Below are 24,103 nucleotides of genomic sequence, written 5' to 3' on the forward strand. Positions count from 1 at the left end.
ATAGCCTCGAGTTGTTTGAAAACCGTTCAAACGATTATAAAGAATAAAAAAAAAGTTGACTTGTAGGGGCAAAACTCGTTTAATACGCCGCACGCCCAGATAGCCAGTCAGTAGAGCTAGCTGGGAATTGCATTAAAAATCCGTTGACATTTTTAATTAGCACTGTTTAAGTGCCTCGATAGCTCAGTTGGTAGAGCAGAGGATTGAAAATCCTCGTGTCCCTGGTTCGATTCCGGGTCGAGGCACCATTATTAAAGTAATAGTGTTTCAAATCATAAGATTAAACATTATTACGCGTGCCTTAGCACACAGTTTAGTGTGCCGACTTAGCTCAGCTGGTAGAGCAACTGACTTGTAATCAGTAGGTCAACCGTTCGACTCGGTTAGTCGGCACCATTTATTTAAATAGTTAATTTAACTATTGCACTGTTTAGTGCCTCGATAGCTCAGTTGGTAGAGCAGAGGATTGAAAATCCTCGTGTCCCTGGTTCGATTCCGGGTCGAGGCACCATTTATTAAAAGTTATCAATCTTTAAAATTGATAAAGTGCCTTAGCACACAGTTTAGTGTGCCGACTTAGCTCAGCTGGTAGAGCAACTGACTTGTAATCAGTAGGTCAACCGTTCGACTCGGTTAGTCGGCACCATTTATTTAAATAGTTAATTTAACTATTGCACTGTTTAAGTGCCTCGATAGCTCAGTTGGTAGAGCAGAGGATTGAAAATCCTCGTGTCCCTGGTTCGATTCCGGGTCGAGGCACCATTTATACAAAGCCTCGCTAATGCGGGGCTTTTTTGTTTCTAAGTTTTTTCTACCCTGCTCTATTTTTCCTGTATGTCATAAACAGTAAGTCCCTTTGTCCTTTTCGTACCGCTTTGAGAACTTTATTCAGCTTTTTTGACTAAAAATTAGATTGTTTATTAATTTGTGATCAATATGTTAATACTTGGCGTATCTACGGCACTTATAATTTCATCGCAAAGTATGTAATGTTATGTAAAGTCAATTGAGCAACGTTTGCTAAAGTGCTTGAATAACATTCATAAATAGCATTAATCAGGTTTAAAAATGATGTGGCAATATAAGCCATCTTTATTGGCAATAAGTATTATGCTGCTAAGTGGTTGTGCGAGTAACTTAAACCCGCAACTGCGTGAGCAAGCACCGAATATACTTCCAGAACAGTGGCAACAAACAGCTGTTGAATCAGTAGTTGCTGTCAACGACACATGGTTTAATAAACTTGCTTCACCAACAGTAAAGCAGCTAGTTACTCAAGCGCTAAAAAATAATCAGCAACTATTGCAAAACCGTTTTGATGTAGAAATACAAAAACAGCAATTAATTGTCACCGGTGCCGCTTTATGGCCCAGTTTAGATATTTCAACGCGAGTAGGGCGAAGCAAAGATAATCGTCCGGTTAGTTATAATAACTCAAGCTCTGTATCGTTAGAGTTAGGTTATGAAATTGATTTATGGGGTAAACTCTCTGATGCAAAGCGTAGAGACAACCTCAACTACCTTGCTCAGCAAGCTCGCTATGAGCAAACTAAACAACAGCTTATTGCAGATGTTATAACAAATTGGTTTAACTTAATCAGTGCAGAGCAATTACTTGATTTGTTTAAGCGCAGAGAAGCTAACGCCCAGCAAAACCTTGAGATTATTGAGTCGGGTTATCGCCAAGGTTTAAATGAAGCGTTAGATGTTTATTTAGCTCGCAATGAGTTAAACAATGAACGCTCCCGTATAGCAACCCAAAAAGCAAATTTGACTCAAGCTGCACGTAGCCTTGAGCGTTTATTGGGGGAGTATCCAAAAGGATTGATAGCAGCGAATAACGACCTACCTGTAATTAATGACGACATTCCTCTTGGTTTACCGTCGGAGCTTATTACTCGCAAACCTGCGTTGCGTGCTAGTTGGTATCAGTTATTAGCCAGCGACGCTTCGCTTGCGTATGCGCATAAACAGCGTTTTCCGAGTTTAAATTTAGCGGCAGGTTTAAGCGATAGCACTAACAGGGTAAGCGACTTATTTTCTGCTTCAAGTCTTGCGTGGTCACTTATTGGTAGCATTTCAGCGCCTATTTTTGACGCTGGGCGTCTCGCTGCGAACGAGGAAATAGCCAGTTTACAAACGCAAAAGCAAGAGCAAGCCTATCTGCAATCTTTATATGATGCATTTGGTGATGTTGAAAATGCTATTACCCAACAACAATCTTTAAAGGCACGCTACCAAAGCACCTTGCAGGCACAAGAAAATGCCTTAGCAGCAGAGCAATTATCGTTTGAACAATATCAAAGTGGTTTAGTGAGCTACACCACCGTATTAGATGCACAAGCACGCTCGTTTGATGCACAAAGTTCACTGATTGAAATTAAAAACCAATTACTCACAAATCGCATTAAATTACATGTTGCTCTTGGGGGCGACTTTGCAAAATCAAGATCCGCACAGGATGAGCAAGCACTATGAAACTAAACAAACAAAAAATAATTGTTCCCGCTGCTATCATTATAGCGACCATTTTTTTGGTGATGTTTATTAAGGGAAACCCGCCTAAAGCATCACGTTTTTCAGCACCGCCAAAAGCAAAAATTAATGTAGCGGTAAAACCATTGCAGTTAATTGACTACCCCGTTGAAATTGATAGCTTTGGTACGGTTAAACCACGGACTCAAAGTATGTTGGTGGCTCAGGTTTCTGGGCTGATTATTGATATAAATGAGCAGTTCCGCGAAGGCGGCTTTTTTGAAAAAGGCGATGTGTTACTTCAGCTAGATGATCGCGATTTAAAAGCGGAAGTTAAATCAGCACAAGCTAATTTGCTCAATGCCGAGCAAAACTTATTAGAAGAGCAAGCACGAGGCCGACAAGCGCTTACTGATTGGCAACGTTTAGGCAATGAGTCTGAACCGAGTATTTTAGTACTTAGAAAGCCACAGCTAGCTGCAGCGCAAGCACAGGTTTTGTCAGCACAAGCACAATTGGAAAAAGCGCAACTAAATCTTGAACGTACTAAAATTAAAGCCCCTTATGCTGGGCGAGTATTAAACCGCAGCGTTGACTTAGGTCAGGTGGTATCTAACAATATGCAGTTAGCGACAATTTATGCAACCGACAGTGTTGAAATACGCTTACCGATAAAGAATAAAGATCTGCCTTTTATTAATTTACCTGAGCAATATCGAGATGGTGCTAAAAATCAGCGTGGCTCAGCGGTTAATTTCACTTCAGATTTAATTGGCGAGCAACAATGGCAAGGCCAACTTATTCGTACTGAGGGCGCAATAGATGAAAGTGCTCAGCAATTGTATGTGGTGGCTAAAATTAATGACCCTTATAAATCAACCAGTGATAATCAATACCCAGTAAAAATAGGGCAATACGTTAAAGCTAAAATTAATGGCAAAGTCGCCTCTCAGGTACTCGTTATTCCCAATAGTGCGATATATCAAGGCAGTTATGTTTATGTGGTTGAAAATGGCACACTACAGCGTAAAAATATTGCTTTAGCGTGGCAAAATGCGCTGCAAGGCATTGTGAGTAAAGGTCTTGAAGCGGGTAGTCAATTAGTGCTGACGCCACTGGGGCAAGTGAGTTCAGGTACACCAGTGCAGATAATGGATGCGACTCCTAAAGCACAAAAAACAGGAGAGCAGCCATGATCGCTTGGTTTACTCGTAACCATGTGGCTGCCAACTTATTGCTAATTAGTATTGTGTTGGGCGGCCTATTCAGCCTGTCTTCTAAGTTACCATTAGAGGTGTTTCCCTCGTTTGTTTCTGATCGTATAAATATTAGTGTGAGTTTACGTGGTTCAACCCCAGAAGATGCTGAAAAAGGGGTCACCATACGAATAGAAGAAGCATTACAAGATCTCGAAGGTATTAAACAAATATCGAGCCGCTCTTCTGAGGGGGCATCACAAGTGAGCGTTGAGGTTGACACTGGCTACGACGAGCGTGAATTGTTAGCGGATATAAAGAGCCGTGTCGATGCCATTAATACCTTTCCAGCCGATGCAGAAAAACCAGTAATAGGGTTAATCCAGCGTAAGCGTGAAGTAATAGCAGTCACTGTTTCAAGTGACTACAACGAAAAAGAAACCCTAGAATATGCAGAGCAAGTCCGTGATGAATTGCTGCGTATTCCGGCGATTACCCAAGTTGAACTTAGTGGCGTACGTAATTATGAGCTGGCAATCGAAGTAAGCCAAGATACGCTGCGCCAATACGATTTAACCTTGGCGCAAATATCCAGTGCCATTGCCAATTCAAGTTCTGATATTTCAGCAGGAAACCTTAAAACAGAGGGCGGCGATGTACTTATTCGCTCTAAAGGGCAAGCTTACCGCAAAGATGAATTTGCAAGCATTGTGATAAAAAATCAAGCCGATGGCACTATTATTCGCTTAAGTGATATTGCAACCATTAATGATGATTTTGAAGAAACCCCTGTGCGCACCCGCTTTAATGGCAAACAAGCCGCATTTATCGATGTGTATCGCATTGGTCCGCAAAGTGCGATAGAAGTGGCCGATGCAGTTAAAAACTATATTACCAGTGAGCAAGCTAATTTACCGCAAGGGTTTTATTTAAGCTATTGGGATGATGACTCTGAGGTAGTAAAAAGCCGTATTGCTACCCTAACTAGCAATGCTTTACAGGGCGGTATTTTGGTACTGGGGTTACTGACTTTATTTTTAAGACCTGCCATCGCGTTTTGGGTATTTATTGGTATTCCGGTTTCATTTATGGGCGCGTTTATGGCAATGGCCGCCTTTGGCGTGACCATAAATGTGATCAGCTTATTTGGTTTTATATTGGTGCTAGGGATTGTGGTGGACGATGCTATTGTTACCGGTGAAAACGTGTATACCCATTTAAAAACCGCCAAATCGGGCGAAGAGGCTGCTATAAAAGGAACTCAAGAAGTAGCCACGCCAGTTACATTTGGCGTGTTAACCACCGTGGCCGCTTTTTTACCGTTAGGTTTTATAGAAGGCGCGCGAGGCGCTATTTTTGCGCAAATTCCGGTGGTGGTTATTCCGGTATTATTGTTTTCATTGATTGAATCTAAATTTGTGCTGCCAGCGCATTTAAAATATATCAAACTGCGCCAGCAAAAAGGCAAAGGTTCTAAATTAGAGCAACTCCAACAACGTTTTGCAGATGGTTTTGAGCATGCCATTTTAAAATATTACCAACCCGTATTAGGGCTAGCGCTACGCAACAAACTGGCCACAGTCAGTTTATTTATGGGCGTGTTTTTAATTATTTTAACCATGATCACCAGTGGTTGGACTAAGTTTATTTTCTTCCCACGTATTCCCAGTGAAACAGTTCGGGTTAATTTAACTTTTCCTGCGGGAACACCGTTTGAAGTCACGAATAAATACATTATTGATATGTCAGATAAAGCCAGAGAGCTTCAGCGTAAGTATCAAGATGAAGAAACAGGGCAAAGTATTATCCTTAATATTTTAGCCAGCACTGGCGGGCGAGGCGGTGCCGCTAATTCGGGTAGCGTGCGCTTTGAAATCACCCCTGCAGAACAACGAGAGTCTGATATTGGTTCGCGTGAGTTGGTAAAAGAGTGGCGGCAATTAATAGGGGTGATCCCTGGGGCTGAAAGTCTCACATTTAGAGCAGAAATAGGCAGAAGCTCAAACCCAATTGATATTCAATTATCGGGTAATTCCATAACCACACTGCAAACAGTGGCTGAGCAAATTAAACAACGACTGGCTACTTACCCAAGTGTGTTTGATATTGCCGATAGCATGTCTGATGGTAAAGAAGAGCTACAAATAGAGCTAACAGAGCAAGGGCTTGCACTTGGATTAAATAGAGTTGATGTATCAAGACAAGTGCGTAACTCGTTTTTTGGTGTACAAGTACAGCGCATTCAACGCGGGCGTGATGATGTGCGCGTTATGGTGCGCTTACCTATAGATGAAAGGCGCTCAGTTGCTGATTTAAAAGATATATTAATACAAACGCCTAATGGTGGGCGAGTGCCGCTGTCACACGTGGCCACTTTAGTACCTGGTCAAAGCCCATCAACCATTACCCGTATTGATCGTTACCGTACTCTTAATGTGTCGGCGGATGTAGAAAAAACCGATACCAATATGACCGTGCTTCAAGCTGATTTAAAAACCTACTTAGATGAACTGGTGCAACAATACCCAGGTGTAAGCCATTCATTAGAAGGTGAAGCCAAAGAGCAGCGCGAATCGTTTGGTTCATTATTGTGGGGAATGGTATTTGTATTTTTTGTAATTTATGGATTGCTCGCAATTCCCTTTAAATCGTACTTACAGCCACTGGTGGTGATGAGCATTATTCCTTTTGGCATGATTGGCGCAGTAATTGGCCATTGGATCATGGCTATGGAGCTTACCATTATGAGTTTGCTGGGAATGCTCGCGTTAATTGGGGTCGTGGTGAACGACTCGTTAGTATTGGTTGATTTTATTAATAAAAAACGCAGTGAAGGGCTCGATTTAATGGAAGCTGTTAAAACCGCCGGCGTAGCGCGTTTTCGCCCGGTTATGCTAACTAGTTTAACCACCTTTATAGGCTTAATGCCGCTGCTGTTTGAAAAGGCGACTCAGGCGCAGTTTTTAATTCCTATGGCAGTAAGCCTAGGTTTTGGGATTATATTTGCGACCTTTATAACCTTATTACTCGTTCCGGTTAACTATATGCTGATGGAGCGCTTTCAAGGCTGGTTTAAGTAAGTGCAGACTACATAGATAAGTAGAGGTTTCAGGCACTAAGTTTCAGGTACTAGTAAGTAAAGCATCGGACTGTAAAAATTCAGTTCGGTGTTTTTTATAATAACTAGGTGATTAATAAAATAAGGATATAAAAGTAATTGCTGGGGAATTAAAGTTATTGGAGGTGTTCCCCGAGAATGCGGTGCCGGGTGTCAGTCCTGAAACCTTGAGGTTTCAGGGCGGAAATCTGCGGTTTACCGTAGGCTTCTCGGTACATGCCGAGCTTGCACAATAGTAGACGAACAAAAATCCTGGTATAAAATTTATCGGCTCAGGGACTTAACCAAGCTCCTGCACCCCAGGGAACAAATTCAGTATATAAGACATATTCCAATCCTTAAACCCCAAACGTAAAAAATTAAACCGTTCGCTCAGTTTTCCTGCAAATTTAATCTTGTATTTACTTTTAAGATTGCTTTTTGAACTTAATCAGCTTTTCAATCGCTTGCTTTTGACCTCAGTCATAGAATTCATTGGAGTTGCTTTTTATCGAGTGGTAGCATTGCTTTAATTAGCAAAGCGAAGACGTCATTATGAATAACTTACCAGATTACGAAAAAGCCCAACTTCTTTTAGAGAAAAACGAAATATTTGTATCACCTGCTGAAGCGCATGGCGTTATTAGCGGCTTACTTGCTTGTGGGCTAAGCATTGACGATAAAGAATACTTAGGCTTACTGAGCGACGTATTTAATGATGGCGAGTCGTTTAGCAACGATTTAAAACAGTTTTTTGGTAAAGTCTATCAACAAGTTGTTGAAAGTTTTAATAACGAAGAGTTTCAATTTGACTTGTTTTTACCTAGTGATGACGAAACACTCATCGATCAAGCCAATGGGCTCGTATCATGGGTAGCTGGGTTTATGTTGGGTTTTGGCTTAAAGCAAAAAGATTATGGCAAGCTGTCGGCAGATGTAAAAGAAGTGATCAGCGACTTTAGCGAGATTACACGCCTAGATACAACCTTTGAAGAAACCGAAGAAGATAGCCAAGCACTGCATGAAGTGATTGAGTACGTACGCGTATCGGCGTTACTGTGTTTTGCTGAACTTGGCAAAGAGCAAAACCCACAAAGCAACAAAAAAACACTGCATTAATTTAGCAATACAACAAAAGTAATGGGTTAGTTATTAATGGTTGAAATACAAAAGTCAGAGTTTAAAGCGCGCCGCGAGCATTTATTGGCGGCAATGGATAGCAACAGTATTGCGATAATTCCCGCAGCAACCGAGCTCACACGTAGCCGTGATACTCATTATCCGTTTAGACAAGACAGTGACTTTTTTTACTTAACTGGTTTTAACGAACCCGATGCGGTATTGGTGTTATGCAAAGACAGTGATACGCCTTCTATATTGTTTTGTTTAGATAAAGATAAACTTGCAGAGGTATGGCACGGCAGACGCATTGGTTTTGAAAAAGCGCAAAGTGAATACTTATTCGACAAAACTTATGCATTAAGTGAACTAAACGAACAATTATTGAATTTGGTGAACGGCCAACAGATTTTATTTTATGCACAAGGGACGTATCCTGCCTTCGACGGCAAAGTATTTTCAATGCTTAATACTTTGCGTAGTGCCCCCAAAAAAGGCGATACAGCACCGAGTACCCTTAAAGATATTCGTCCGCTATTACACGAGATGCGCCTATTTAAATCGCCAAGTGAAATTAACATTATGCGTGAAGGCTGTGAAATAAGTGCCCGAGCACACATGCGTGCCATGCGCTTTTCCCACGTTGGCGCAATCGAGTTTCAATTAGAGGCAGAGCTTCATCATCACTATGCAATGAACGGTGCGCCATATCCAGCTTATGGCACCATTGTCGGTAGTGGCGATAACGCTAATATTTTGCACTACACCCAAAACAGCGATGTATTAAACAATGGCGACCTAGTGCTGATTGATTCAGGTTGTGAGCTACAAGGTTACGCAGCCGACATTACCCGTACTTTCCCCGTTAATGGTAAATTTAGCACCGAGCAAGCTGCGCTTTATAATATTGTGCTTAAAGCGCAAGAAGTCGCATTTAGCGAAGTAAAGCCCGGTGGCTACTTATCGCAGGCTAATAAACTCGCTATGCAAGTGCTAACCCAAGGTTTACTCGATTTAGGTATTTTAACCGGCGACTTTGATGAGCTAATGGCGCAAGGAGCCTGTAAAGAATACTACATGCATGGTCTTGGCCATTGGTTAGGACTCGATGTTCACGATGTAGGTGGTTACAAGGTTAATAACCAAGAGCGTGCTTTTGAACCTGGTATGGTACTGACCATTGAACCTGGGCTTTATATTAATAAAGATTCAAACGCACCCAAAAAATACCAAGGCATAGGTATTCGTATTGAAGATAACTTATTAGTAACTGAGTCTGGTCACGAAAACTTAACGATTACCGTGCCTAAAAAAATTAGCGAAATAGAAGCGTTAATGCAAAGCGCTAAAAACGCATAAGCTTGGAGATAAAAGTGGCTAAGCAGTTTGATATTGTAGTAATTGGTGGTGGTTTAGTCGGCGCAAGTTGTGCTCTAAGTATAAGTAAAAAAAATCCCAGCTTAAATATTGCTGTAATTGAAGCAAATCAAGTAACCACTGATTATCATCCAAGCTTTGATGACAGAAGTATCGCACTTGCCCAGCAGTCGGTAGAGTATTTACAAAGCCTCAATTTATTTGAAATGAACGCTCCCTATGCTGCGGCCATAAAAAAAGTCAGTGTGTCAGACAAAGGGCACTTTGGTAAAACCCATATACACAGTGATGAGTTTACAAAACCCTCATTAGGTTATGTGGTAGAGGTAAACCCATTTGGCAGAGCGCTGCATCAGCGTTTAATGCAATCAAACATATCGCTTTTTTGCCCAGATAGCGTAACAGCGATAAAACAAAACGCCGATAGTAATGAACTTACACTACAAAGTGGTGAAAAACTGAGTGCCAAGCTGTTGGTGATTGCCGACGGTGCACAGTCGCCAACTCGTAATTTATTGGGGCTCGGCTTCAATACCCAGCCTTATGAACAAGGTGCGATTATTGCCAATATAGAAGTCGCTGGTGGGCACCATCATCAGGCGTTTGAGCGGTTTACCCAAAATGGGCCAATGGCTTTATTACCCATGAGTAATAACCGCTATTCGTTAGTATGGTGTATGCGCCAAGAGCATATTGAGCAGTATATGTCGCTAAGTGAACCAGACTTTATAAGTGCGCTGCAAACTGCCTTTGGTTATCGTGCAGGACAGTTTATAAAAGTCGGTATGCGCGCTAGTTACCCTCTAGTTTATGGGCAAATAGAATCGTTAACGACGCACCGCACAGTGGTGATAGGCAACGCGGCACATGCCATTCATCCTATTGCAGGCCAAGGCTTTAATTTAGGGCTGCGCGACGTACAAGTGCTTAGTGACTTAATAGCAAACAGTGAACACGATTTAGGTAGTTATGCCTTTACCCGTCAATATTCAATTAAGCGCAGTGATGATATAAACACCGTAATGACATTGACCGATGCCTTGGTTCGACTTTTTTCAAACTCATCACGGGTGTTAGCGCTTGGTCGTAGTATTGGGCTATTTTCAATGGATTTATTCCCCGCATTCAAAGCCCCATTGGCTAAACAGTTAATGGGACAAGTTAAACAAGGTACACGTTTATGAAACAAGTACAGGTTTGTATAGTGGGTGGTGGCTGCGTAGGTTTAACGCTGGCGCTAGGGCTTGCTAAAGCGAATATCAGTGTGGTTGTGTTAGATGCAGCGCCAACTCAAGCTCCACCGAGCGATGACTATGGTTTACGTGTAAGCGCATTGAGTATTGCCAGCCAAACTTTGCTCGAGCAGTTAAATGTATGGCCACACATAATAGCTGAGCGTGCTTGTGCTTATACGCACATGGATGTACGCGATGCCGATAGCTTTGGAAAAATAGCCTTTAATAACGAGCAACTTGAGCTTGAGCATTTAGGCCACATTGTTGAAAACGATATTATTCGCTTTACACTAATAAAAGAGCTTGAGCAGCAAAGTAATGCCACACTCATGTTTAATACCGAGTATCAGCAAATACACCAAAGCGAGTCTGATGTATTTATTAATTTAAAAACTGGCGAACCTATTATTGCTAAGTTGCTGGTGGCGGCTGATGGTGCAAATTCAGCGATTCGTAAACAGTTTAATATGGCGCTGAGCTTTAAAGATTACGATCACCATGCGTTAGTAGCGACAGTTAAAACCAAAGAGTCACATGCAAATACCGCACGCCAAGTGTTTTTACCTACAGGGCCGCTAGCGTTCTTGCCATTGAGCGATGAGCATACTCATTCAATTGTGTGGTCTACCAGCCCTAATCATTGTGATGAATTGTTAGCAATGGACGACACCACTTTTAATAAAGCAGTTATGGCTGCAATAGATGGCCAATGCGGTTTATGTGAAGTGCAAAGTAAGCGCGTCGCGTTCCCACTTAAAATGCGTTACGCCCAACAATGGGTAAATGGCAACGTGGTGCTAATGGGCGATGCAGCGCATACCATTCATCCATTAGCAGGGCTGGGTATGAACCTAGGTCTAAAAGATGCGGCTTATTTAATCGAGCTACTAAGTCAAGACGCCAAAGAATTTGCAAGTACTCGCACACTGCGTGATTACGAGCGCACCCGTAAGCTCGACGCACAAAAACACATCGCCATGATGCAAGGGCTAAAAGAGCTATTTGAAGGTGCAAACCCGGTTAAAAAGCTGATTCGTGGAGTAGGGCTTTCGTTAGTTGATAACTTGGGCCCAATCAAACACCTATTCGCTAAAGAAGCGATAGGGAAGTGATAAAGACAAGCGGTCAGTTTTTAGCTGTCAGCTTTCAGCCAAAGAAAAACCGATGTTTAGTTTAAGCATCGGTTTTTTTATAGGCTAATGCTTTCTTTAGTGTATGCGTACAGCTTGCTGACGCGACGAGCAAAGCTCGTAATGCTTTTAAATTAATGAGCTACAAATTTTCTTGTGCTTCATTCACCATATCTTGCAGTGCATCGATTAACAATGGGTCACGCGAGTTCTGTTTAGCAAGTTCTAGTGCGTGTTTCATACTAGTGAATGCCTCTTTGAACTGTTTATTAGCAGTGTAGCCTTGCGATAATCGCATGTGAGAGTAAGCAGCATTAGGGTAATCGTTAGTAAAGTGTTTTAGTGTTGAAATAGCTTTTTTAGTGTTACCAAACTCTTGCTGGCTGTGGGCAAATTCTACGTACACATCTTGTGGAATTTTAAGCTCAAATCCGTACTTATCACTAAGTGCTTGGTAGTAACCGGTAATCAATGATACATCTGCAAATTTTCCGTGCTCGTCAGTCACTTTAAATATTAGGTCGCTAAATAAGTGAATTAGGCTATCGCTAAGTGCTGGAAGTATGGTGCCCATATGAGTAAAAGTGGGATAATGCTTATATTCCCATTTTAGCTGTGTGGGCATTTGTTGCTCTAAATTTACTAAAGTATTTAATACGCCGGTATAAAAGCGTGCGCCTTCACTTGCAACACTAATAAATAACGCTTGAGCGCCTTTGGTGTTTTTAGTGTATTTAATAATATTACTTTTTAACTCTTCATCACTCCACCAACTATTTGGGCTTATAGCGATGTAGTTGTTAAATAGTGCCGGTTGATTAACTAAAGTATAAAGCGCTAATGTACCAGCATTAGAATGACCAATTAAGGTGTTGTAACCATTAGTTGGGTAGTTGCTATTTATATAGGGCATGAGCTCATCAGACACAAACTTTAAAAAATTATCGGTTTGCCCTGCGTCAGGCCATTTATTTTTAACAAAGGTTTGAAACTCCGTTTTAGGCTCACCTTGTACTTTTGGTAAGTAATCACGAACGCGGTTGGTTGTATCAATAGCAACAAGCATTGCATTAGGTATCTGCTCGTAATCAACAAGGGATTTTATAACGCCAGACGCCGTATGAAAGTGCTCAACACCATCAAGTAAATAAATAACATAGAGCGGCTGATCGTCTTTTACATTGTCAGGTATGAATATTCTGATAGGTCTGTCTTCGTTAAGTATTTTTGATTGTAGAATGACCTTTTTACCCACGGTTATGTCGGTTGTAGCGGTGTCTGCATAGCTTAAAATAGGTGTACTAAAAGTAAGTATTAACACAAGCGATAGTAAAAGCTTCATAAATATCCTTATTAAATAATGTGTTGCTCAATAATTGCACGGCTTTAGGTTTGAGTAAATGTTTATATTTTAGAAGCAAATGTAGAGCTTAAATAATTTAAAGCTATGCTTTTCAAGCTCGGCGTCTACCTCGTAAATATTAAACACTTATCTTGATTTTACTTATTGATATAAAGGGAGCATCCAATAATCTCTTCCCGAACCCCGAACCCCGAACCCCGAACCCCGAACCCCGAACCCCGAACCCTTTAACGCTTATCTATTAAAGCTTAAAAAACCTGCTTGCTTAATTATCCTACTAAGCGTAAAATGCGCGCTCATTTCGGCTTTTAAACTATTAATTCCTTGCCTTAAACCGACCGGCCGAAACGGTAGAAGGCTCTATTAACCGTAAGGAATATCCATGCGTCATTACGAAATCGTATTCATGGTTCACCCTGATCAGAGTGAGCAAGTATCTGGTATGATCGAACGTTATACTGGTTCTATCACTGAAGCTGGTGGTACTATCCACCGTCTTGAAGACTGGGGCCGTCGTCAACTGGCTTACCCAATCAACAAGCTTCATAAAGCTCATTATGTTCTTATGAACGTTGAAGCACCAACTGAAGTAATCAGCGAGCTAGAAACTACTTTCCGCTACAACGATGCAGTGCTTCGTAACTTAGTTATGCGTACTAAAAACGCTGTAACTGAAGCGTCTCCTCTTGTAAGAGAAGAGAAGAAAGAAGCACCAGCTGCTTAATTGTTTTGAGTCCTAGCATGGCACGTAGTCAGCAGTTACTATAATGGTTAGCCCATATACGAATCAGCTGGTTATATCGGGGGTTGTTTGTAAAACACCCAAGTTTAGCCAAAGCCCCGCGGGCATACCGCATTGTATTTTTGTTGTAGAACATAAATCAATGCAAGTTGAAGCAGATCTTAACCGTAATAGTTATGTGAGGCTTCAGGTAGTTGCCAGTGGTAAGCAAATGCAACAACAGACTCAACATTTGCACGTTGGGCAGGCATTGCAAGTGAGTGGTTTTTTAAATCGCCACGAAGGTCGTAACGGCCTTAGCCAATTGGTTTTGCATGCTCAGCATATAGAAAGAATTATTTGAGGAATTAATCTCATGGCACGTTATTTCAGACGTCGTAAGTTCTGCCGCTTTAAAGCGGAAGGCGTACAACAAATCGATTACAAAGATCTAGCTACTCTTAGAAACTATGTTACAGAAAGTGGCAAAATCGTACCTAGCCGTATCACAGGTACTAGCGCTAAATACCAGCGCCAGCTAGCAACTGCTATTAAGCGTGCTCGCTACTTAGCCCTTCTTCCATACACTGACTTACATAAGTAAGCAGCGGATTAACACGTTTTTAAAAGGTGTAGAAACATGCAAGTTATTCTACTAGATAAGATCGCTAACCTAGGTGGCCTAGGTGACCAGGTTGTTGTTAAATCTGGCTTCGCACGTAACTTCCTTTTCCCACAAGGTAAGGCAGTTCCTGCAACTAAAGCAAACATTGAAACGTTTGACGCACGTCGCGCAGAACTAGAAGCAAAAATCGCTGAACAGTTAACTGCAGCACAAGCACGCGCTGACAAACTTGAAGCATTAGCAGAAGTTACATTAGTATCTAAAGCTGGTGATGAAGGTAAATTATTCGGTTCAATCGGTACTCGTGACATCGCTGACGCTATCTCAGCTGTTGGTGTTGAAGTTGCTAAATCAGAAGTTCGTTTACCTCTAGGTACTATCCGTGAGACTGGCGAATTTGACGTTGCAATCGCAGTACACTCAGACGTAACAGCTACTATTAAAGTAATCGTTATTGCTGAAGCTTAATTTTTAAAATTAAGTTAAAAAAAACCGTGCTTTGCACGGTTTTTTTGTATCTAAAATTTATAACCCAAAGTAATAAATTGTTTGTTGTGGATTAAATCAAACACTTTTCTAAGTTAAACCTTTATTTTCAAAAAAAATTTTATTTCATTTAAACCTTTCTATTTCTCCTCGCGTCTAATAAGTTAAATTGCAATTATATAATTATAAACAGGAAAAATTTGCGATGTTAATGGACGCTAATCAGCCAATAACTGATCAAGTGCAGCAAATGCTTATTGATCAAGTTAAAAACGGCGACCAGTTAGCCTATAAAGCGCTCTATGACATGCATAAAGCAAAAGTTTATGGCTTATGCCTGAGGCTAATTGCCGATGAGGGGCATGCGCAAGATGCAACTCAAGAAGTATTTGTACAGGTATGGCACAAAATAGCGCAATTTGATGGGCGTTCGCAATTTTCTACCTGGCTTTACAGTGTCACCAGTAATATTGCTATTAGCTATGTGCGTAAGCAAAAACATTGGCTTAATAAAGTTATTAGCTTTGAACAAAGCGGTATGGATGAGCAATCTGCAAATGACTGCAATGGCTTAAATAGCTTAGATAAATTAATCGTTAGGCTGCCTGAGCGCGCAAGAATGGTATTTGTACTGTATGCCGTTGAAGGTTATAGGCATGAAGAAATAGCAACCTTGCTAGGCATGGCTGTAGGCTCTAGTAAGGCGCAATATCATCGTGCAAGGCAATTATTAAAACAGTGGTACGAAAATGAGTAAAACAAATTTTGATGACTACTTAAATGAGTCGCTAACACAATTAAATAAAAATATAACACCCGATAAAGAGCTCTGGGATGGGATTGAGCGCGCCATAATGACTAATAAGCAGGCAAGTACAGTTAAGAGTGTAGTTTGGCCGAAGCTAACTGCTATTGCGGCATGTTGTGTGGCTGCTTTGGTTAGCACTATGGTGTTTTTTACATCTCCAGAGACAAATACCGCTGTGGCGATGAGTGATTTTTTTACTAAGCAAAAACAAAGTTTACTTGTTCAATACCAAAGCCAAGCGGCACTAACAGATAACTGGCAAGTGCAGCTACAAGAACTTGAAGATGCTGAGCAGGCTATAAAGCAAACACTTGAAAATGAACCACAAAATAAGGCGCTACTGTCTATGTTAGCGCAAGTATATCAACAACAGCTCGACTTAATTAACAAGGTGCATGCACCGCGTTGGCAACAAATCTAGGAGAAATAAATGAAAGCAATAATACTTGGAATCGCTTTATTACCAATGGCTGTATTTGCCGGTGAAAAAATAGAACAACAAATTGAAGTACCAAACGGTGGCGTTATTCATATAGAAAATCAGCGCGGCAATGTAAATATTATGGGCTGGGAGAAAAATCAATTTAAAGTGAGCGGCGAGCTTGATGATAAAGCACAAGGCTACACTCTTAAAACACAGGGTAATAAAACTCAGTTTATTGTAAAAATGCCTGATCTTTCAAACTGGGATAATAACAATAATGGCTCAACGCTAACTATTTTCATGCCGCAAAGCAGTGCGCTGGAGTATGTTGGGGTTAACGCTTCGGTAACTGCAAAAGAGTTAAAAAGAGGCACTGAAATTGATGTAGTCAATGGCGCCATTACAGTAAATGATCTTAACGGCGATATTAAGCTTACTAGTGTTAACGGTGACATCAACGCAAAAAACCTCAGTGGTAAAGTGCAATTTGAAACTGTAAATGGCGCAATTGATGATCAGCAATCTAACGGAGAAGTTCGTTTTAATGCGGTTAATGGGAATATAAAATCAAACTCGACTGCCAATGATATTCGCTTAGAAAACGTAAACGGTGATATCAATCTTACCTTCGATGCAATCAAAGAGTTACAAATAAGCACTGTAAATGGCGAAGTTGAAGTGCGTATTAATCGCCTTTTAAGTGATGCTGATGTAAGTTTTGAATCTGTAAGTGGCAATGCTGAGTTTTACTTTCCAGCTGATTTATCGGCACAATTTGAAGTGCAAGCCCATGCCGGCGGTAAAATTGACAACCAGCTAACGAGCGACCAAGTGCAAAAAGCCAAATATGGCCCAGCAAGTGGAATTAAGTTTAATACTAATGGCACCGATGCCAGTGTAGAAATGAATACCATAAGTGGGACGATTGGACTTAAGCGTCAATAATCATCCATTTTATTTTAAGTTACAAAAAGCAGGAAAGATTTCCTGCTTTGCTATTTGCACAGCCCCGCCAAGTCGATAGAATAGAGCCATTCAATTTTAGTACTGTGAAGTTATGGCCAAACCAGATAAGCAAGTCGACACTCTTAAAGTTCCTCCCCATTCAATAGAAGCTGAACAATCTGTTTTAGGTGGTTTAATGCTTGATAATCAAGCATTTGATCGCGTAGCTGAACTTGTTGTGTCACAGGACTTTTATACCCGTACCCATAAGCTTATTTTTGAGGCAATGACAGCACTGGCTGAAATTGGCGATCCGATTGATTTAATTACTATTTCTGAAAGTTTAGAAAAAAATAATCAGCTTTCAGGGATTGGTGGCTTTGCGTATTTAGCCGAAATAGCTAAAAACACCCCAAGTGCTGCTAATATTGATGCTTACGCTAGCATTGTACGCGAGCGTGCAGTTGTGCGTGAAATGATTGGTGTCGCCAATGAAATTGCTGAGGCAGGCTTTAACCCAGAAGGGCGCACAAGTCACGATTTACTCGACTTTGCTGAGAGCAAAGTATTTAAAATTGCTGAGCAACGTACAAAAAGTAGTGATGGCCCGCAAAGCATTCACAACATACTTGAAAAAACCGTTGATAAAATAGAAGAGCTTTATCAATCGCCACAAGATGGTGTTACCGGTGTAAGCACAGGTTACGCTGATTTAGATAAAATGACGACTGGTCTGCAGCCCTCAGATTTAATTATTGTAGCAGCACGTCCATCGATGGGTAAAACTACCTTTGCGATGAACCTTGCTGAGCATGCAGCAATGACCCAAGACAAGCCTGTACTTATCTACTCACTAGAGATGCCCTCTGAACAAATTATGATGAGGATGCTGGCGTCCCTTGGCCGAATTAACCAAACCAAAGTACGTACTGGTCAGCTAGATGACGATGACTGGGCGCGCCTTTCATCAACCATGGGGTTACTCATGGAAAAAGGCAAAATGTATGTTGATGACGCCTCAGGCTTAACACCCACTGATGTACGTTCACGTGCACGTCGTATTGCCCGCGATCATGGTGGTATTAGTATGATCATGGTCGATTACCTACAATTAATGCGCGTACCTAGCTTGTCAGATAATCGTACCTTAGAAATTGCCGAAATTTCACGTTCACTTAAAGCATTAGCAAAAGAATTACAGTGTCCGGTTGTTGCACTATCGCAGCTTAACCGTACCCTAGAGCAACGTGCTGATAAACGCCCAATTAACTCAGATTTGCGTGAGTCGGGCTCTATTGAGCAAGATGCCGATTTAATCATGTTTATTTATCGTGACGAAGTATACAACGAAGACAGTACTGATAAAGGTGTTGCAGAAATTATCATCGGTAAACAGCGTAACGGTCCGATTGGTAAAGTGCGCCTAACCTTCCAAGGTCAATTCTCTCGCTTTGATAATTACGCGGGGCCTGCTGTAGATGATGATTACTAATGCGCTTAGCTATTGCCGAAATTAACTTACAAGCACTTGCTCATAATTTAGCGCAAGTGCGACAGTTTGCGCCTAACAGTAAAGTTATGGCGGTATTAAAAGCCAATGCTTATGGCCATGGTTTAGTTAAAATAGCGCAGCACCTTAATGATGCCGACGCATTTGCAGTGGCACGAATAGATGAAGCGCTCGCACTTCGAGCAGGCGGGCTGACCAAGCCTATTGTGTTGTTGGAAGGTTTTTTCCATCAAGATGACTTGCCGATTTTATTAGCCAATAACTTTCAAACCATAATCCATGATGAAAACCAGCTCAGAGCACTTGAAAATGCAAAGCTCGATGCACCAATCAGTTGCTGGTTAAAAATCAATACGGGTATGCATCGTTTAGGGGTTGCACCAACGCAATTGAATGATTTTTATCAGCGCTTGCAAGCGACTAATAACGCTAAAGATACAATCAATTTAATGACGCACTTTTCCAGTGCCGATGATGTTAATGATCCCAAAACAGCTGAGCAAATTGCTTTGTTTGATTCATTAGTGCAAGGCAAACAACAAGCACATTGTTTAGCAAATTCGGCCGGTATTATTGCTTGGCCTGCCGGTCATGGCGAGTGGGTGCGTCCAGGCTTGATGATGTATGGTGTATCACCAATGCTTAACACTTCAGGCAAAGATCATCAGCTTAAGCCGGTGATGCGCTTAACCACTAAGGTTATTGCAATTCGCGATGTTGATGCTGCGCAAGGTGTTGGTTATGGTGGTAGTTGGCAAAGTGCTCAGCCGACTAAGCTTGCAGTGGTTGCTATGGGCTATGGTGATGGTTATCCGCGTCATGCTAAACATGGTACCCCAGTAGTGATTGCTGGCAAACGTTATGGTATTGCTGGCAACATCTCTATGGATATGATCAGTGTTGATATTGGTGAAAATGCTGATGGCATCAAAGTCGGCGATGAGGTAGTAATGTGGGGCCCTGAGTTGCCGGTAGAAGAAATTGCACAATGTGCTGATACTATATCTTACGAGTTATTGTGTAATATTACACCGCGCGTAAGTTATGAGTACCAGCGCTAATATTTATTTTAAAAATACCCATTAAGTTTACATTGCTAGAATGATCGTGATGCTCACTTAATCGGTATCGTTACTCTTTTATAAAGTAAATATCGCTAAAGCCCATGCGAGCAAATTCTTGATCACGAAAGTTACGCACAGCCGATGACCCTTTAGAGGTCATTTCAATTTGGCGTACCATGTTTAAGTAGTTAGTTAAATCGATACCTTCGGCAGCCGCAATAGCCTGATACATATCGTGGTATTTATCTTTGGCGAAGTTAATTTCGCGCGGTTGATTTTTAAAAGTGTAGGTAATTCTGCGTGCCATAATGAGCTCATTTAAGTTGAGTGTTAGTGTAATTTTACACTGTATTTAAGTTGCGTTGAATGATTAGTTGAAATCAAATAATTAAAAAGGTGAGTTTGAAATGAAGTTATCAGTAGAGATCAGTAAATACCCGCTCCACCAAGATTACATTCCTTTTATTAAAGGCTTTATCGACAGAGTTAATGCCTACGAAGAACTCAAAGTGATCACTAATACGATGTCGACCCAAATATTTGGTGATTATGATCTAGTTATGCAAGTGATCAGCACAGAAATTAAACATTCATATGAGCAATTTGGTAAAGCTATATTTGTGTGTAAATTTATTTCGGGCGATTTATCTCCCGAATAACCTCTTAACAAACACGGTCGTTTTATAATGATGGATTTTGTAACGCAAATACTCAGTGGTTTTACTGCTATGTCGCATTGGGAATATATTGCGGTTGCTTTGTCGATGGCGTATTTATTACTGGCCATTAAAGAGAACTTATGGTGCTGGCCTGCGGCTTTTTTTAGTACGCTTATTTATACCATTATGTATTGGAATGGCGCGCTGCTAATGGAGTCGTTACTAAACTTTTATTATATGTATATGGCGGTGTTTGGTTGGGTCGTGTGGCGCAAAGGCAAGGCTAATCAAGCGCAGCGACTAATTACATCCTGGCCGGTAAACCGACATATTATTTTAATTGTACTGACTACATTAGTGTCATTAGCAATTGGCTATGTAATGCAAAACTATACGCATGCAGATTTTGCGTATCTTGATAGTTTCACAACTTGCTTTGCTGTGGTTACTACGTATCTGGTAGCTAAAAAAGTACTAGAAAATTGGCTCTATTGGATAGTCATTGATGCGGCCTCTATGTATTTGTACTATGAAAAAGGCTATTACCCAACCCTTGTTTTATTTGTATTTTATACCGTTATGGCAGCATGGGGATTTAAAACGTGGTACGAAGAATATGAGCAAAGCCAAGCCAAGCCCATGGCGCAACTTTAATCTATGAACCCGCATTCTCAGTTAGTTAATATTTGTGGCGCGTTTTTAGTACCGAGCACAATAACCTCAACAGAGTATTTGGTTAACGGTTTAAGCAACGATAACTTTTTGATCCGTACTGACAGCCAAGCTTATTTATTAAAGTGTTATAAATCGTATTGGCCACAAGTAGGGTTACATGCCCAGTATGAGCTCAGTAAACAACAAGTTTGCTCTGCTCCCATCTGGCTTGATAAGCAAAATAAGCGCGCAGCTTTTAACTATATTGATGGCGACGTCGCGCAGTCTTATTTGGCGATGCCGCTACTGACTAAACTTGTTAAGCTACATGCGTATACAACTAATAATGAGGCAATGAATATAGCTTTGGAATTGCAAGCCTATCAGCATTTATTAGTGTTTAAACAGTATGAAAAGCTCATAAACAAGACATTAAAAAGCATAGCCAACATGCCCGTAGATAGCGGCTTTTGCCATAACGACTTAGTCAAAGAAAATATCGTGGTAAACCCGCAAGGCGTTTATTTAATCGATTTTGAGTATGCTCAAACAAATGATGTGTATTTTGATCTTGCTGCGTTAGCGGTTAGTTTTAAATTAGATGCTTCAGGCAAGCAGGCTCTGCTTAACAATTACAAAATGCACACCCTATCAGAACAATTTTATTTATCTATGCATAAACTCAATTGCTATCAGTTAGTTTACTTACTGTTATGTATAGGTTGGTATGAGCAACGCGCTATAAACAATCAGGTTGTTGTATTGCGCGCGCAACTGGATGAGCTTATTGCTTTTATGGAGGGTTAAAGTCCGCCAAAGCGTTCCGCAAGCTCTTTGTATTTTGCTACTTCATCAGCGTCAAATTGCATTTCGCCGTTATCATCTTCTGATTTAGCGATTAATAGGCTTTCTCGAGCAAGGCGTTTAACGCGCTCTGCTTTTACACCTAAAAATTCAGCAACTTGCTCTGTTGACATTAACTTCATAATTACTTCCTCGTGTTTAATCTTTCCGTTCAGTGACAATAATAGATAATATGTGTCTAAAGCGTTACTGTTTTTTTATAGAATATAAACAAATAGCGCTTTTTTTACCTTTTGTGAAGTGATTAGTTTAAATTATAGACATGTAAACGAATCATGCTGGCATTTATACAAAGATGCCTTTATTATTGCGCATGCTAAAGCATTGATATCGCGAGTTGATGTGGCGGCAACAAATGTGCTCTCGTGGTGAAATGGATATCACGTGGCCCTCCGGAGGCTAAGTTGTAGGTTCGATCCCTACCGAGAGCGCCATTTGCGTTTAAAGTATCATTTCCTGTTTCTTCCTCAAAATACCTACAATTATTTAAATCAGTCCGCTGCCTTACCTTATTTAATTTTCGATAATAAAATATGTAGCAATCTATTTTATACCTTTAGGCGTATATTCATTGCTGAGCTTATGATTTATTCTTGGTGGTGCGTATAATTATTGATGTTAATCATTTATTATTACCCTGAACTCAAAAGCTAGACTTTTATATCTAAATAATGCTATTTAAAGTATATATTCATTAATTATAGAAACCCTCATTTTTATGCTAATCACCTTACCTATATCAGAACTCGTTCCAGGCATGTACGTAAATAGCGTTACTAAGCAGCAGGAGAGTGTGGATGGCATAAAAATTAAAACCAGTGGTTTGGTTCGTGATAAATCAATCATTCAGCGTTTAATTACCGAAGGGGTGCTTGAGCTTCTCATCGACTTTACAAAAAGTGATGTCGCCGTACCAGCTAAATACAAAGAAAAACAAAAACCACAAGCTCCTGTAGCTAAGCAAGATAAGCCAGTTAAGGCAAAGGTTGCTATAAGCTTAGAGCAAGAGTTTGCAAAAGCCAGTGTGAGTTATGATGCGCACAACAGAAAACTACAAAGTATTTTTGGTGATTTAACATCAGGTTTGTCACTTAATATTGAAGCGCTCAATGAAATAAGTAATGAAATAGTGAGCTCTGTATTTCGTAATGAACACGCTATGACTATTTTAACTCGGATCAAAGATAAGCACAGTTACAACTGGCGTCATATGATCAACTGCACCATTTTTACAGCGGTGTTTGCTAAATACTTAGGTTATAAACGCGCTGTTGTGCAAGAGCTTGCAATGGGGGCTTTAATGCATGACTTAGGTCAGGCTAAGTTACCGCAAGGGATATTTTCCAAACCAGGAAAAGTCACAGGTAACGAAATGACGGCAATAAAAAAGCATGTCGCACAAAGCTTAGGATTGTTAAAAGGCGGAAAAGGTATTACGCCTTTAATGCTTGATATGATTGTAAATCATCATGAGCGTCTTGATGGTTCAGGCTATCCAAGAGGTGTAGATGGAAGCAAATTAAGCCGCCCAGCTCGGATCATTGCTATTGTAGACGTATACGATGCATTGACAGCAGATAGACCGCATCAAGAGGGTGATGAGCCAATTAATGCGCTTCGCTATTTGTTGGCTAACAAACAGCTGTTTGATGCAGAGTTAGTACAGTTATTTATTAAGTGTTTAGGTGTACACCCAGTAGGAACTATTGTTAAGTTAACTAATGAGCGTTTGGCGTTGGTGCTAGAGGGCAATCATTCAAACCCTATCAAACCTAAAGTGAAGCTTTTTTACAATGCTAAACATAACCACCATGTTACCGCAAAAGATATAGATTTAAGCTTAAATAATAACGAGATAAAAATACAGGCAAGTGTCAAACCCGCTGATTATAAGATTAATTTGCCTCGGCTTTTAAAAGAGCATTTACTGCTTTAGCGTTACATCTTCTTTTTTCGTTTGTTTTAACAGAAATATAGCCACCCAAAAAACAACTTCCCATCAGCGTTAACCACAGTAATGTGCCTAGTTCTACATGCAGCGCTAAGCAACAAAAAACCAAAGAAATAATCGCCATGGCAATGGCTGCGAGCCAATATTGATTGACAGGATTGTCACATTTCCCAGCACGCGTACACGCGCAATAATTTGCCTTATAAAAGAAATAAACACTAATGCCGCAAAAAATAAGCCCAGCAAGAATAAGTAAAATGATCACAGTTTTCTCCCTTTGTGATTTTAATTGCAGTGTAAATTGCAAAGTATTTTAAGTCAATGCAAATAAGAATTAATCTCATTAGAGTATATACTCTAATACCACACTTCTTGTCCGATGAGTTTTAAATAGTTGTTA

Annotated in this window: 24 protein-coding genes, 6 tRNA genes and 1 other RNA gene; 26 read left to right on the plus strand and 5 right to left on the minus strand. The window is 40.6% G+C overall.

Going from position 1 to position 24,103, the window contains the following annotated elements; genetic code table 11:
- Nucleotides 1-172 precede the first annotated feature (172 nt).
- From PTET_RS02990 to PTET_RS03025, 8 genes are all read left to right on the plus strand, one after another.
- Nucleotides 173-248 (plus strand) — tRNA-Phe (locus PTET_RS02990).
- Between the two features lie 72 nt (nucleotides 249-320).
- Nucleotides 321-396, plus strand: a tRNA-Thr gene (locus PTET_RS02995).
- Between the two features lie 39 nt (nucleotides 397-435).
- Nucleotides 436-511: transfer RNA gene (locus tag PTET_RS03000), tRNA-Phe, on the plus strand.
- A gap of 59 nt (nucleotides 512-570) precedes the next feature.
- Nucleotides 571-646, plus strand: a tRNA-Thr gene (locus tag PTET_RS03005).
- Between the two features lie 40 nt (nucleotides 647-686).
- Nucleotides 687-762, plus strand: a tRNA-Phe gene (locus tag PTET_RS03010).
- Nucleotides 763-1,068: 306 nt separating this feature from the next.
- The gene (locus tag PTET_RS03015; RefSeq protein ID WP_096038173.1) at nucleotides 1,069-2,478 is read left to right on the plus strand and encodes a TolC family protein; all 1,410 of its coding nucleotides are present in this window, start codon (nucleotides 1,069-1,071) and stop codon (nucleotides 2,476-2,478) included.
- Complete coding sequence (locus PTET_RS03020; protein WP_013464147.1) at nucleotides 2,475-3,671, plus strand: efflux RND transporter periplasmic adaptor subunit; 1,197 nt, start codon at nucleotides 2,475-2,477, stop codon at nucleotides 3,669-3,671. The genes PTET_RS03015 and PTET_RS03020 overlap by 4 nt, the downstream gene beginning before the upstream one ends.
- Nucleotides 3,668-6,751 (plus strand): efflux RND transporter permease subunit, encoded by a 3,084-nt coding sequence (locus PTET_RS03025; RefSeq protein ID WP_096038174.1) that lies wholly within the window; start codon nucleotides 3,668-3,670, stop codon nucleotides 6,749-6,751. Before PTET_RS03020 ends, PTET_RS03025 begins: the two co-directional genes overlap by 4 nt.
- 163 nt (nucleotides 6,752-6,914) lie before the next feature.
- Here PTET_RS03025 and ssrS read toward each other — a convergent pair.
- A non-coding RNA gene (ssrS, locus tag PTET_RS03030) (6S RNA) lies at nucleotides 6,915-7,098 on the minus strand.
- A gap of 225 nt (nucleotides 7,099-7,323) precedes the next feature.
- Between ssrS and PTET_RS03035 the strand changes: the two genes are divergently transcribed.
- Genes PTET_RS03035 through PTET_RS03050 form a run of 4 tightly spaced genes read left to right on the plus strand, consistent with a single transcriptional unit; the run spans nucleotide 7,324 to nucleotide 11,611 of the window.
- Nucleotides 7,324-7,887: a UPF0149 family protein gene (locus PTET_RS03035; RefSeq protein ID WP_024600851.1), complete on the plus strand. Its 564-nt coding sequence runs from the start codon at nucleotides 7,324-7,326 to the stop codon at nucleotides 7,885-7,887.
- 36 nt (nucleotides 7,888-7,923) lie between these two features.
- Nucleotides 7,924-9,246, plus strand: a complete 1,323-nt coding sequence (pepP, locus tag PTET_RS03040) for a Xaa-Pro aminopeptidase (RefSeq protein WP_096038175.1) — start codon at nucleotides 7,924-7,926, stop codon at nucleotides 9,244-9,246.
- Between the two features lie 14 nt (nucleotides 9,247-9,260).
- Nucleotides 9,261-10,448, plus strand: a complete 1,188-nt coding sequence (gene ubiH, locus PTET_RS03045) for a 2-octaprenyl-6-methoxyphenyl hydroxylase (RefSeq protein WP_096038176.1) — start codon at nucleotides 9,261-9,263, stop codon at nucleotides 10,446-10,448.
- Nucleotides 10,445-11,611 (plus strand): FAD-dependent monooxygenase, encoded by a 1,167-nt coding sequence (locus PTET_RS03050; RefSeq protein WP_096038177.1) that lies wholly within the window; start codon nucleotides 10,445-10,447, stop codon nucleotides 11,609-11,611. Before ubiH ends, PTET_RS03050 begins: the two co-directional genes overlap by 4 nt.
- A 160-nt stretch (nucleotides 11,612-11,771) precedes the next feature.
- Here PTET_RS03050 and PTET_RS03055 read toward each other — a convergent pair whose 3' ends face one another.
- The gene (locus PTET_RS03055; RefSeq protein ID WP_096038178.1) at nucleotides 11,772-12,971 is read right to left on the minus strand and encodes an alpha/beta hydrolase-fold protein; all 1,200 of its coding nucleotides are present in this window, start codon (nucleotides 12,969-12,971) and stop codon (nucleotides 11,772-11,774) included.
- A gap of 403 nt (nucleotides 12,972-13,374) precedes the next feature.
- Here PTET_RS03055 and rpsF point away from each other — a divergent pair, with 403 nt between their 5' ends.
- The 9 genes from rpsF to alr all read left to right on the plus strand — a co-directional run bounded on the left by rpsF (nucleotide 13,375) and on the right by alr (nucleotide 19,572).
- Nucleotides 13,375-13,716, plus strand: coding sequence for a 30S ribosomal protein S6 (rpsF, locus tag PTET_RS03060; protein WP_008110420.1), 342 nt, complete (start codon nucleotides 13,375-13,377; stop codon nucleotides 13,714-13,716).
- Nucleotides 13,717-13,759: 43 nt separating this feature from the next.
- Nucleotides 13,760-14,077, plus strand: coding sequence for a primosomal replication protein N (gene priB / locus PTET_RS03065; RefSeq protein ID WP_008466122.1), 318 nt, complete (start codon nucleotides 13,760-13,762; stop codon nucleotides 14,075-14,077).
- A 12-nt stretch (nucleotides 14,078-14,089) separates the two neighbouring features.
- On the plus strand, nucleotides 14,090-14,317 hold the full coding sequence (gene rpsR / locus PTET_RS03070) for a 30S ribosomal protein S18 (protein WP_002962753.1): 228 nt from the start codon (nucleotides 14,090-14,092) through the stop codon (nucleotides 14,315-14,317).
- A 36-nt stretch (nucleotides 14,318-14,353) separates the two neighbouring features.
- Nucleotides 14,354-14,806 carry a 50S ribosomal protein L9 gene (gene rplI / locus PTET_RS03075; RefSeq protein WP_008110407.1) on the plus strand — a complete coding sequence of 151 codons (453 nt, stop codon included), beginning with the start codon at nucleotides 14,354-14,356 and terminating at the stop codon, nucleotides 14,804-14,806.
- A gap of 223 nt (nucleotides 14,807-15,029) precedes the next feature.
- Nucleotides 15,030-15,581, plus strand: a complete 552-nt coding sequence (locus PTET_RS03080) for an RNA polymerase sigma factor (protein ID WP_024601518.1) — start codon at nucleotides 15,030-15,032, stop codon at nucleotides 15,579-15,581.
- Nucleotides 15,574-16,053 carry a hypothetical protein gene (locus PTET_RS03085; RefSeq protein ID WP_016900128.1) on the plus strand — a complete coding sequence of 160 codons (480 nt, stop codon included), beginning with the start codon at nucleotides 15,574-15,576 and terminating at the stop codon, nucleotides 16,051-16,053. Before PTET_RS03080 ends, PTET_RS03085 begins: the two co-directional genes overlap by 8 nt.
- Before the next feature lie 9 nt (nucleotides 16,054-16,062).
- Nucleotides 16,063-17,001 carry a DUF4097 family beta strand repeat-containing protein gene (locus tag PTET_RS03090; RefSeq protein ID WP_024601519.1) on the plus strand — a complete coding sequence of 313 codons (939 nt, stop codon included), beginning with the start codon at nucleotides 16,063-16,065 and terminating at the stop codon, nucleotides 16,999-17,001.
- 112 nt (nucleotides 17,002-17,113) lie between these two features.
- Nucleotides 17,114-18,493, plus strand: a complete 1,380-nt coding sequence (gene dnaB, locus PTET_RS03095; RefSeq protein WP_016900130.1) for a replicative DNA helicase — start codon at nucleotides 17,114-17,116, stop codon at nucleotides 18,491-18,493.
- Nucleotides 18,493-19,572 (plus strand): alanine racemase, encoded by a 1,080-nt coding sequence (gene alr, locus PTET_RS03100; protein ID WP_016900131.1) that lies wholly within the window; start codon nucleotides 18,493-18,495, stop codon nucleotides 19,570-19,572. The genes dnaB and alr overlap by 1 nt, the downstream gene beginning before the upstream one ends.
- Before the next feature lie 70 nt (nucleotides 19,573-19,642).
- On the opposite strand, the gene PTET_RS03105 is transcribed toward alr, so the two are convergent.
- Nucleotides 19,643-19,882: a DUF2960 domain-containing protein gene (locus PTET_RS03105; RefSeq protein ID WP_004588463.1), complete on the minus strand. Its 240-nt coding sequence runs from the start codon at nucleotides 19,880-19,882 to the stop codon at nucleotides 19,643-19,645.
- 100 nt (nucleotides 19,883-19,982) lie between these two features.
- Between PTET_RS03105 and PTET_RS03110 the strand changes: the two genes are divergently transcribed.
- The 3 genes from PTET_RS03110 to PTET_RS03120 are packed head-to-tail and all read left to right on the plus strand — an operon-like array spanning nucleotide 19,983 to nucleotide 21,695.
- Nucleotides 19,983-20,234, plus strand: a complete 252-nt coding sequence (locus tag PTET_RS03110; RefSeq protein ID WP_008110382.1) for a hypothetical protein — start codon at nucleotides 19,983-19,985, stop codon at nucleotides 20,232-20,234.
- Nucleotides 20,235-20,264: 30 nt separating this feature from the next.
- Nucleotides 20,265-20,888, plus strand: coding sequence for a nicotinamide riboside transporter PnuC (gene pnuC, locus PTET_RS03115; protein WP_013464158.1), 624 nt, complete (start codon nucleotides 20,265-20,267; stop codon nucleotides 20,886-20,888).
- 3 nt (nucleotides 20,889-20,891) lie between these two features.
- Nucleotides 20,892-21,695, plus strand: a complete 804-nt coding sequence (locus PTET_RS03120) for a phosphotransferase family protein (protein WP_096038179.1) — start codon at nucleotides 20,892-20,894, stop codon at nucleotides 21,693-21,695.
- On the opposite strand, the gene PTET_RS03125 is transcribed toward PTET_RS03120, so the two are convergent.
- Nucleotides 21,692-21,874 carry a hypothetical protein gene (locus PTET_RS03125; RefSeq protein ID WP_008110377.1) on the minus strand — a complete coding sequence of 61 codons (183 nt, stop codon included), beginning with the start codon at nucleotides 21,872-21,874 and terminating at the stop codon, nucleotides 21,692-21,694. The two genes, PTET_RS03120 and PTET_RS03125, sit on opposite strands and share 4 nt — an antisense overlap.
- 237 nt (nucleotides 21,875-22,111) lie before the next feature.
- Here PTET_RS03125 and PTET_RS03130 point away from each other — a divergent pair.
- Nucleotides 22,112-22,186 (plus strand) — tRNA-Arg (locus PTET_RS03130).
- A gap of 284 nt (nucleotides 22,187-22,470) precedes the next feature.
- The gene (locus PTET_RS03135; RefSeq protein WP_013464161.1) at nucleotides 22,471-23,688 is read left to right on the plus strand and encodes an HD-GYP domain-containing protein; all 1,218 of its coding nucleotides are present in this window, start codon (nucleotides 22,471-22,473) and stop codon (nucleotides 23,686-23,688) included.
- Here the strand turns inward: PTET_RS03135 and PTET_RS03140 are convergent.
- Complete coding sequence (locus tag PTET_RS03140; protein ID WP_081745107.1) at nucleotides 23,648-23,968, minus strand: hypothetical protein; 321 nt, start codon at nucleotides 23,966-23,968, stop codon at nucleotides 23,648-23,650. The two genes, PTET_RS03135 and PTET_RS03140, sit on opposite strands and share 41 nt — an antisense overlap.
- Between the last annotated feature and the right edge of the window lie 135 nt (nucleotides 23,969-24,103).

The sequence above is a fragment of the Pseudoalteromonas tetraodonis genome (assembly GCF_002310835.1).
GTDB lineage: Bacteria > Pseudomonadota > Gammaproteobacteria > Enterobacterales > Alteromonadaceae > Pseudoalteromonas > Pseudoalteromonas tetraodonis.

Coding starts and splice junctions, on each gene's coding strand:
- PTET_RS03020 (WP_013464147.1), top strand. CDS start 2,475: ATGAAACTAAACAAACAAAAAATAATTGTTCCCGCTGCTATCATTATA.
- PTET_RS03110 (WP_008110382.1), top strand. CDS start 19,983: ATGAAGTTATCAGTAGAGATCAGTAAATACCCGCTCCACCAAGATTAC.
- PTET_RS03135 (WP_013464161.1), top strand. CDS start 22,471: ATGCTAATCACCTTACCTATATCAGAACTCGTTCCAGGCATGTACGTA.
- PTET_RS03055 (WP_096038178.1), bottom strand. CDS start 12,971: ATGAAGCTTTTACTATCGCTTGTGTTAATACTTACTTTTAGTACACCT.
- rplI (WP_008110407.1), top strand. CDS start 14,354: ATGCAAGTTATTCTACTAGATAAGATCGCTAACCTAGGTGGCCTAGGT.
- pnuC (WP_013464158.1), top strand. CDS start 20,265: ATGGATTTTGTAACGCAAATACTCAGTGGTTTTACTGCTATGTCGCAT.
- PTET_RS03125 (WP_008110377.1), bottom strand. CDS start 21,874: ATGAAGTTAATGTCAACAGAGCAAGTTGCTGAATTTTTAGGTGTAAAA.
- priB (WP_008466122.1), top strand. CDS start 13,760: ATGGTTAGCCCATATACGAATCAGCTGGTTATATCGGGGGTTGTTTGT.
- PTET_RS03120 (WP_096038179.1), top strand. CDS start 20,892: ATGAACCCGCATTCTCAGTTAGTTAATATTTGTGGCGCGTTTTTAGTA.
- pepP (WP_096038175.1), top strand. CDS start 7,924: ATGGTTGAAATACAAAAGTCAGAGTTTAAAGCGCGCCGCGAGCATTTA.
- PTET_RS03105 (WP_004588463.1), bottom strand. CDS start 19,882: ATGGCACGCAGAATTACCTACACTTTTAAAAATCAACCGCGCGAAATT.
- PTET_RS03035 (WP_024600851.1), top strand. CDS start 7,324: ATGAATAACTTACCAGATTACGAAAAAGCCCAACTTCTTTTAGAGAAA.
- PTET_RS03015 (WP_096038173.1), top strand. CDS start 1,069: ATGATGTGGCAATATAAGCCATCTTTATTGGCAATAAGTATTATGCTG.
- rpsR (WP_002962753.1), top strand. CDS start 14,090: ATGGCACGTTATTTCAGACGTCGTAAGTTCTGCCGCTTTAAAGCGGAA.
- PTET_RS03050 (WP_096038177.1), top strand. CDS start 10,445: ATGAAACAAGTACAGGTTTGTATAGTGGGTGGTGGCTGCGTAGGTTTA.
- rpsF (WP_008110420.1), top strand. CDS start 13,375: ATGCGTCATTACGAAATCGTATTCATGGTTCACCCTGATCAGAGTGAG.
- PTET_RS03085 (WP_016900128.1), top strand. CDS start 15,574: ATGAGTAAAACAAATTTTGATGACTACTTAAATGAGTCGCTAACACAA.
- PTET_RS03090 (WP_024601519.1), top strand. CDS start 16,063: ATGAAAGCAATAATACTTGGAATCGCTTTATTACCAATGGCTGTATTT.
- alr (WP_016900131.1), top strand. CDS start 18,493: ATGCGCTTAGCTATTGCCGAAATTAACTTACAAGCACTTGCTCATAAT.
- dnaB (WP_016900130.1), top strand. CDS start 17,114: ATGGCCAAACCAGATAAGCAAGTCGACACTCTTAAAGTTCCTCCCCAT.
- PTET_RS03080 (WP_024601518.1), top strand. CDS start 15,030: ATGTTAATGGACGCTAATCAGCCAATAACTGATCAAGTGCAGCAAATG.
- PTET_RS03025 (WP_096038174.1), top strand. CDS start 3,668: ATGATCGCTTGGTTTACTCGTAACCATGTGGCTGCCAACTTATTGCTA.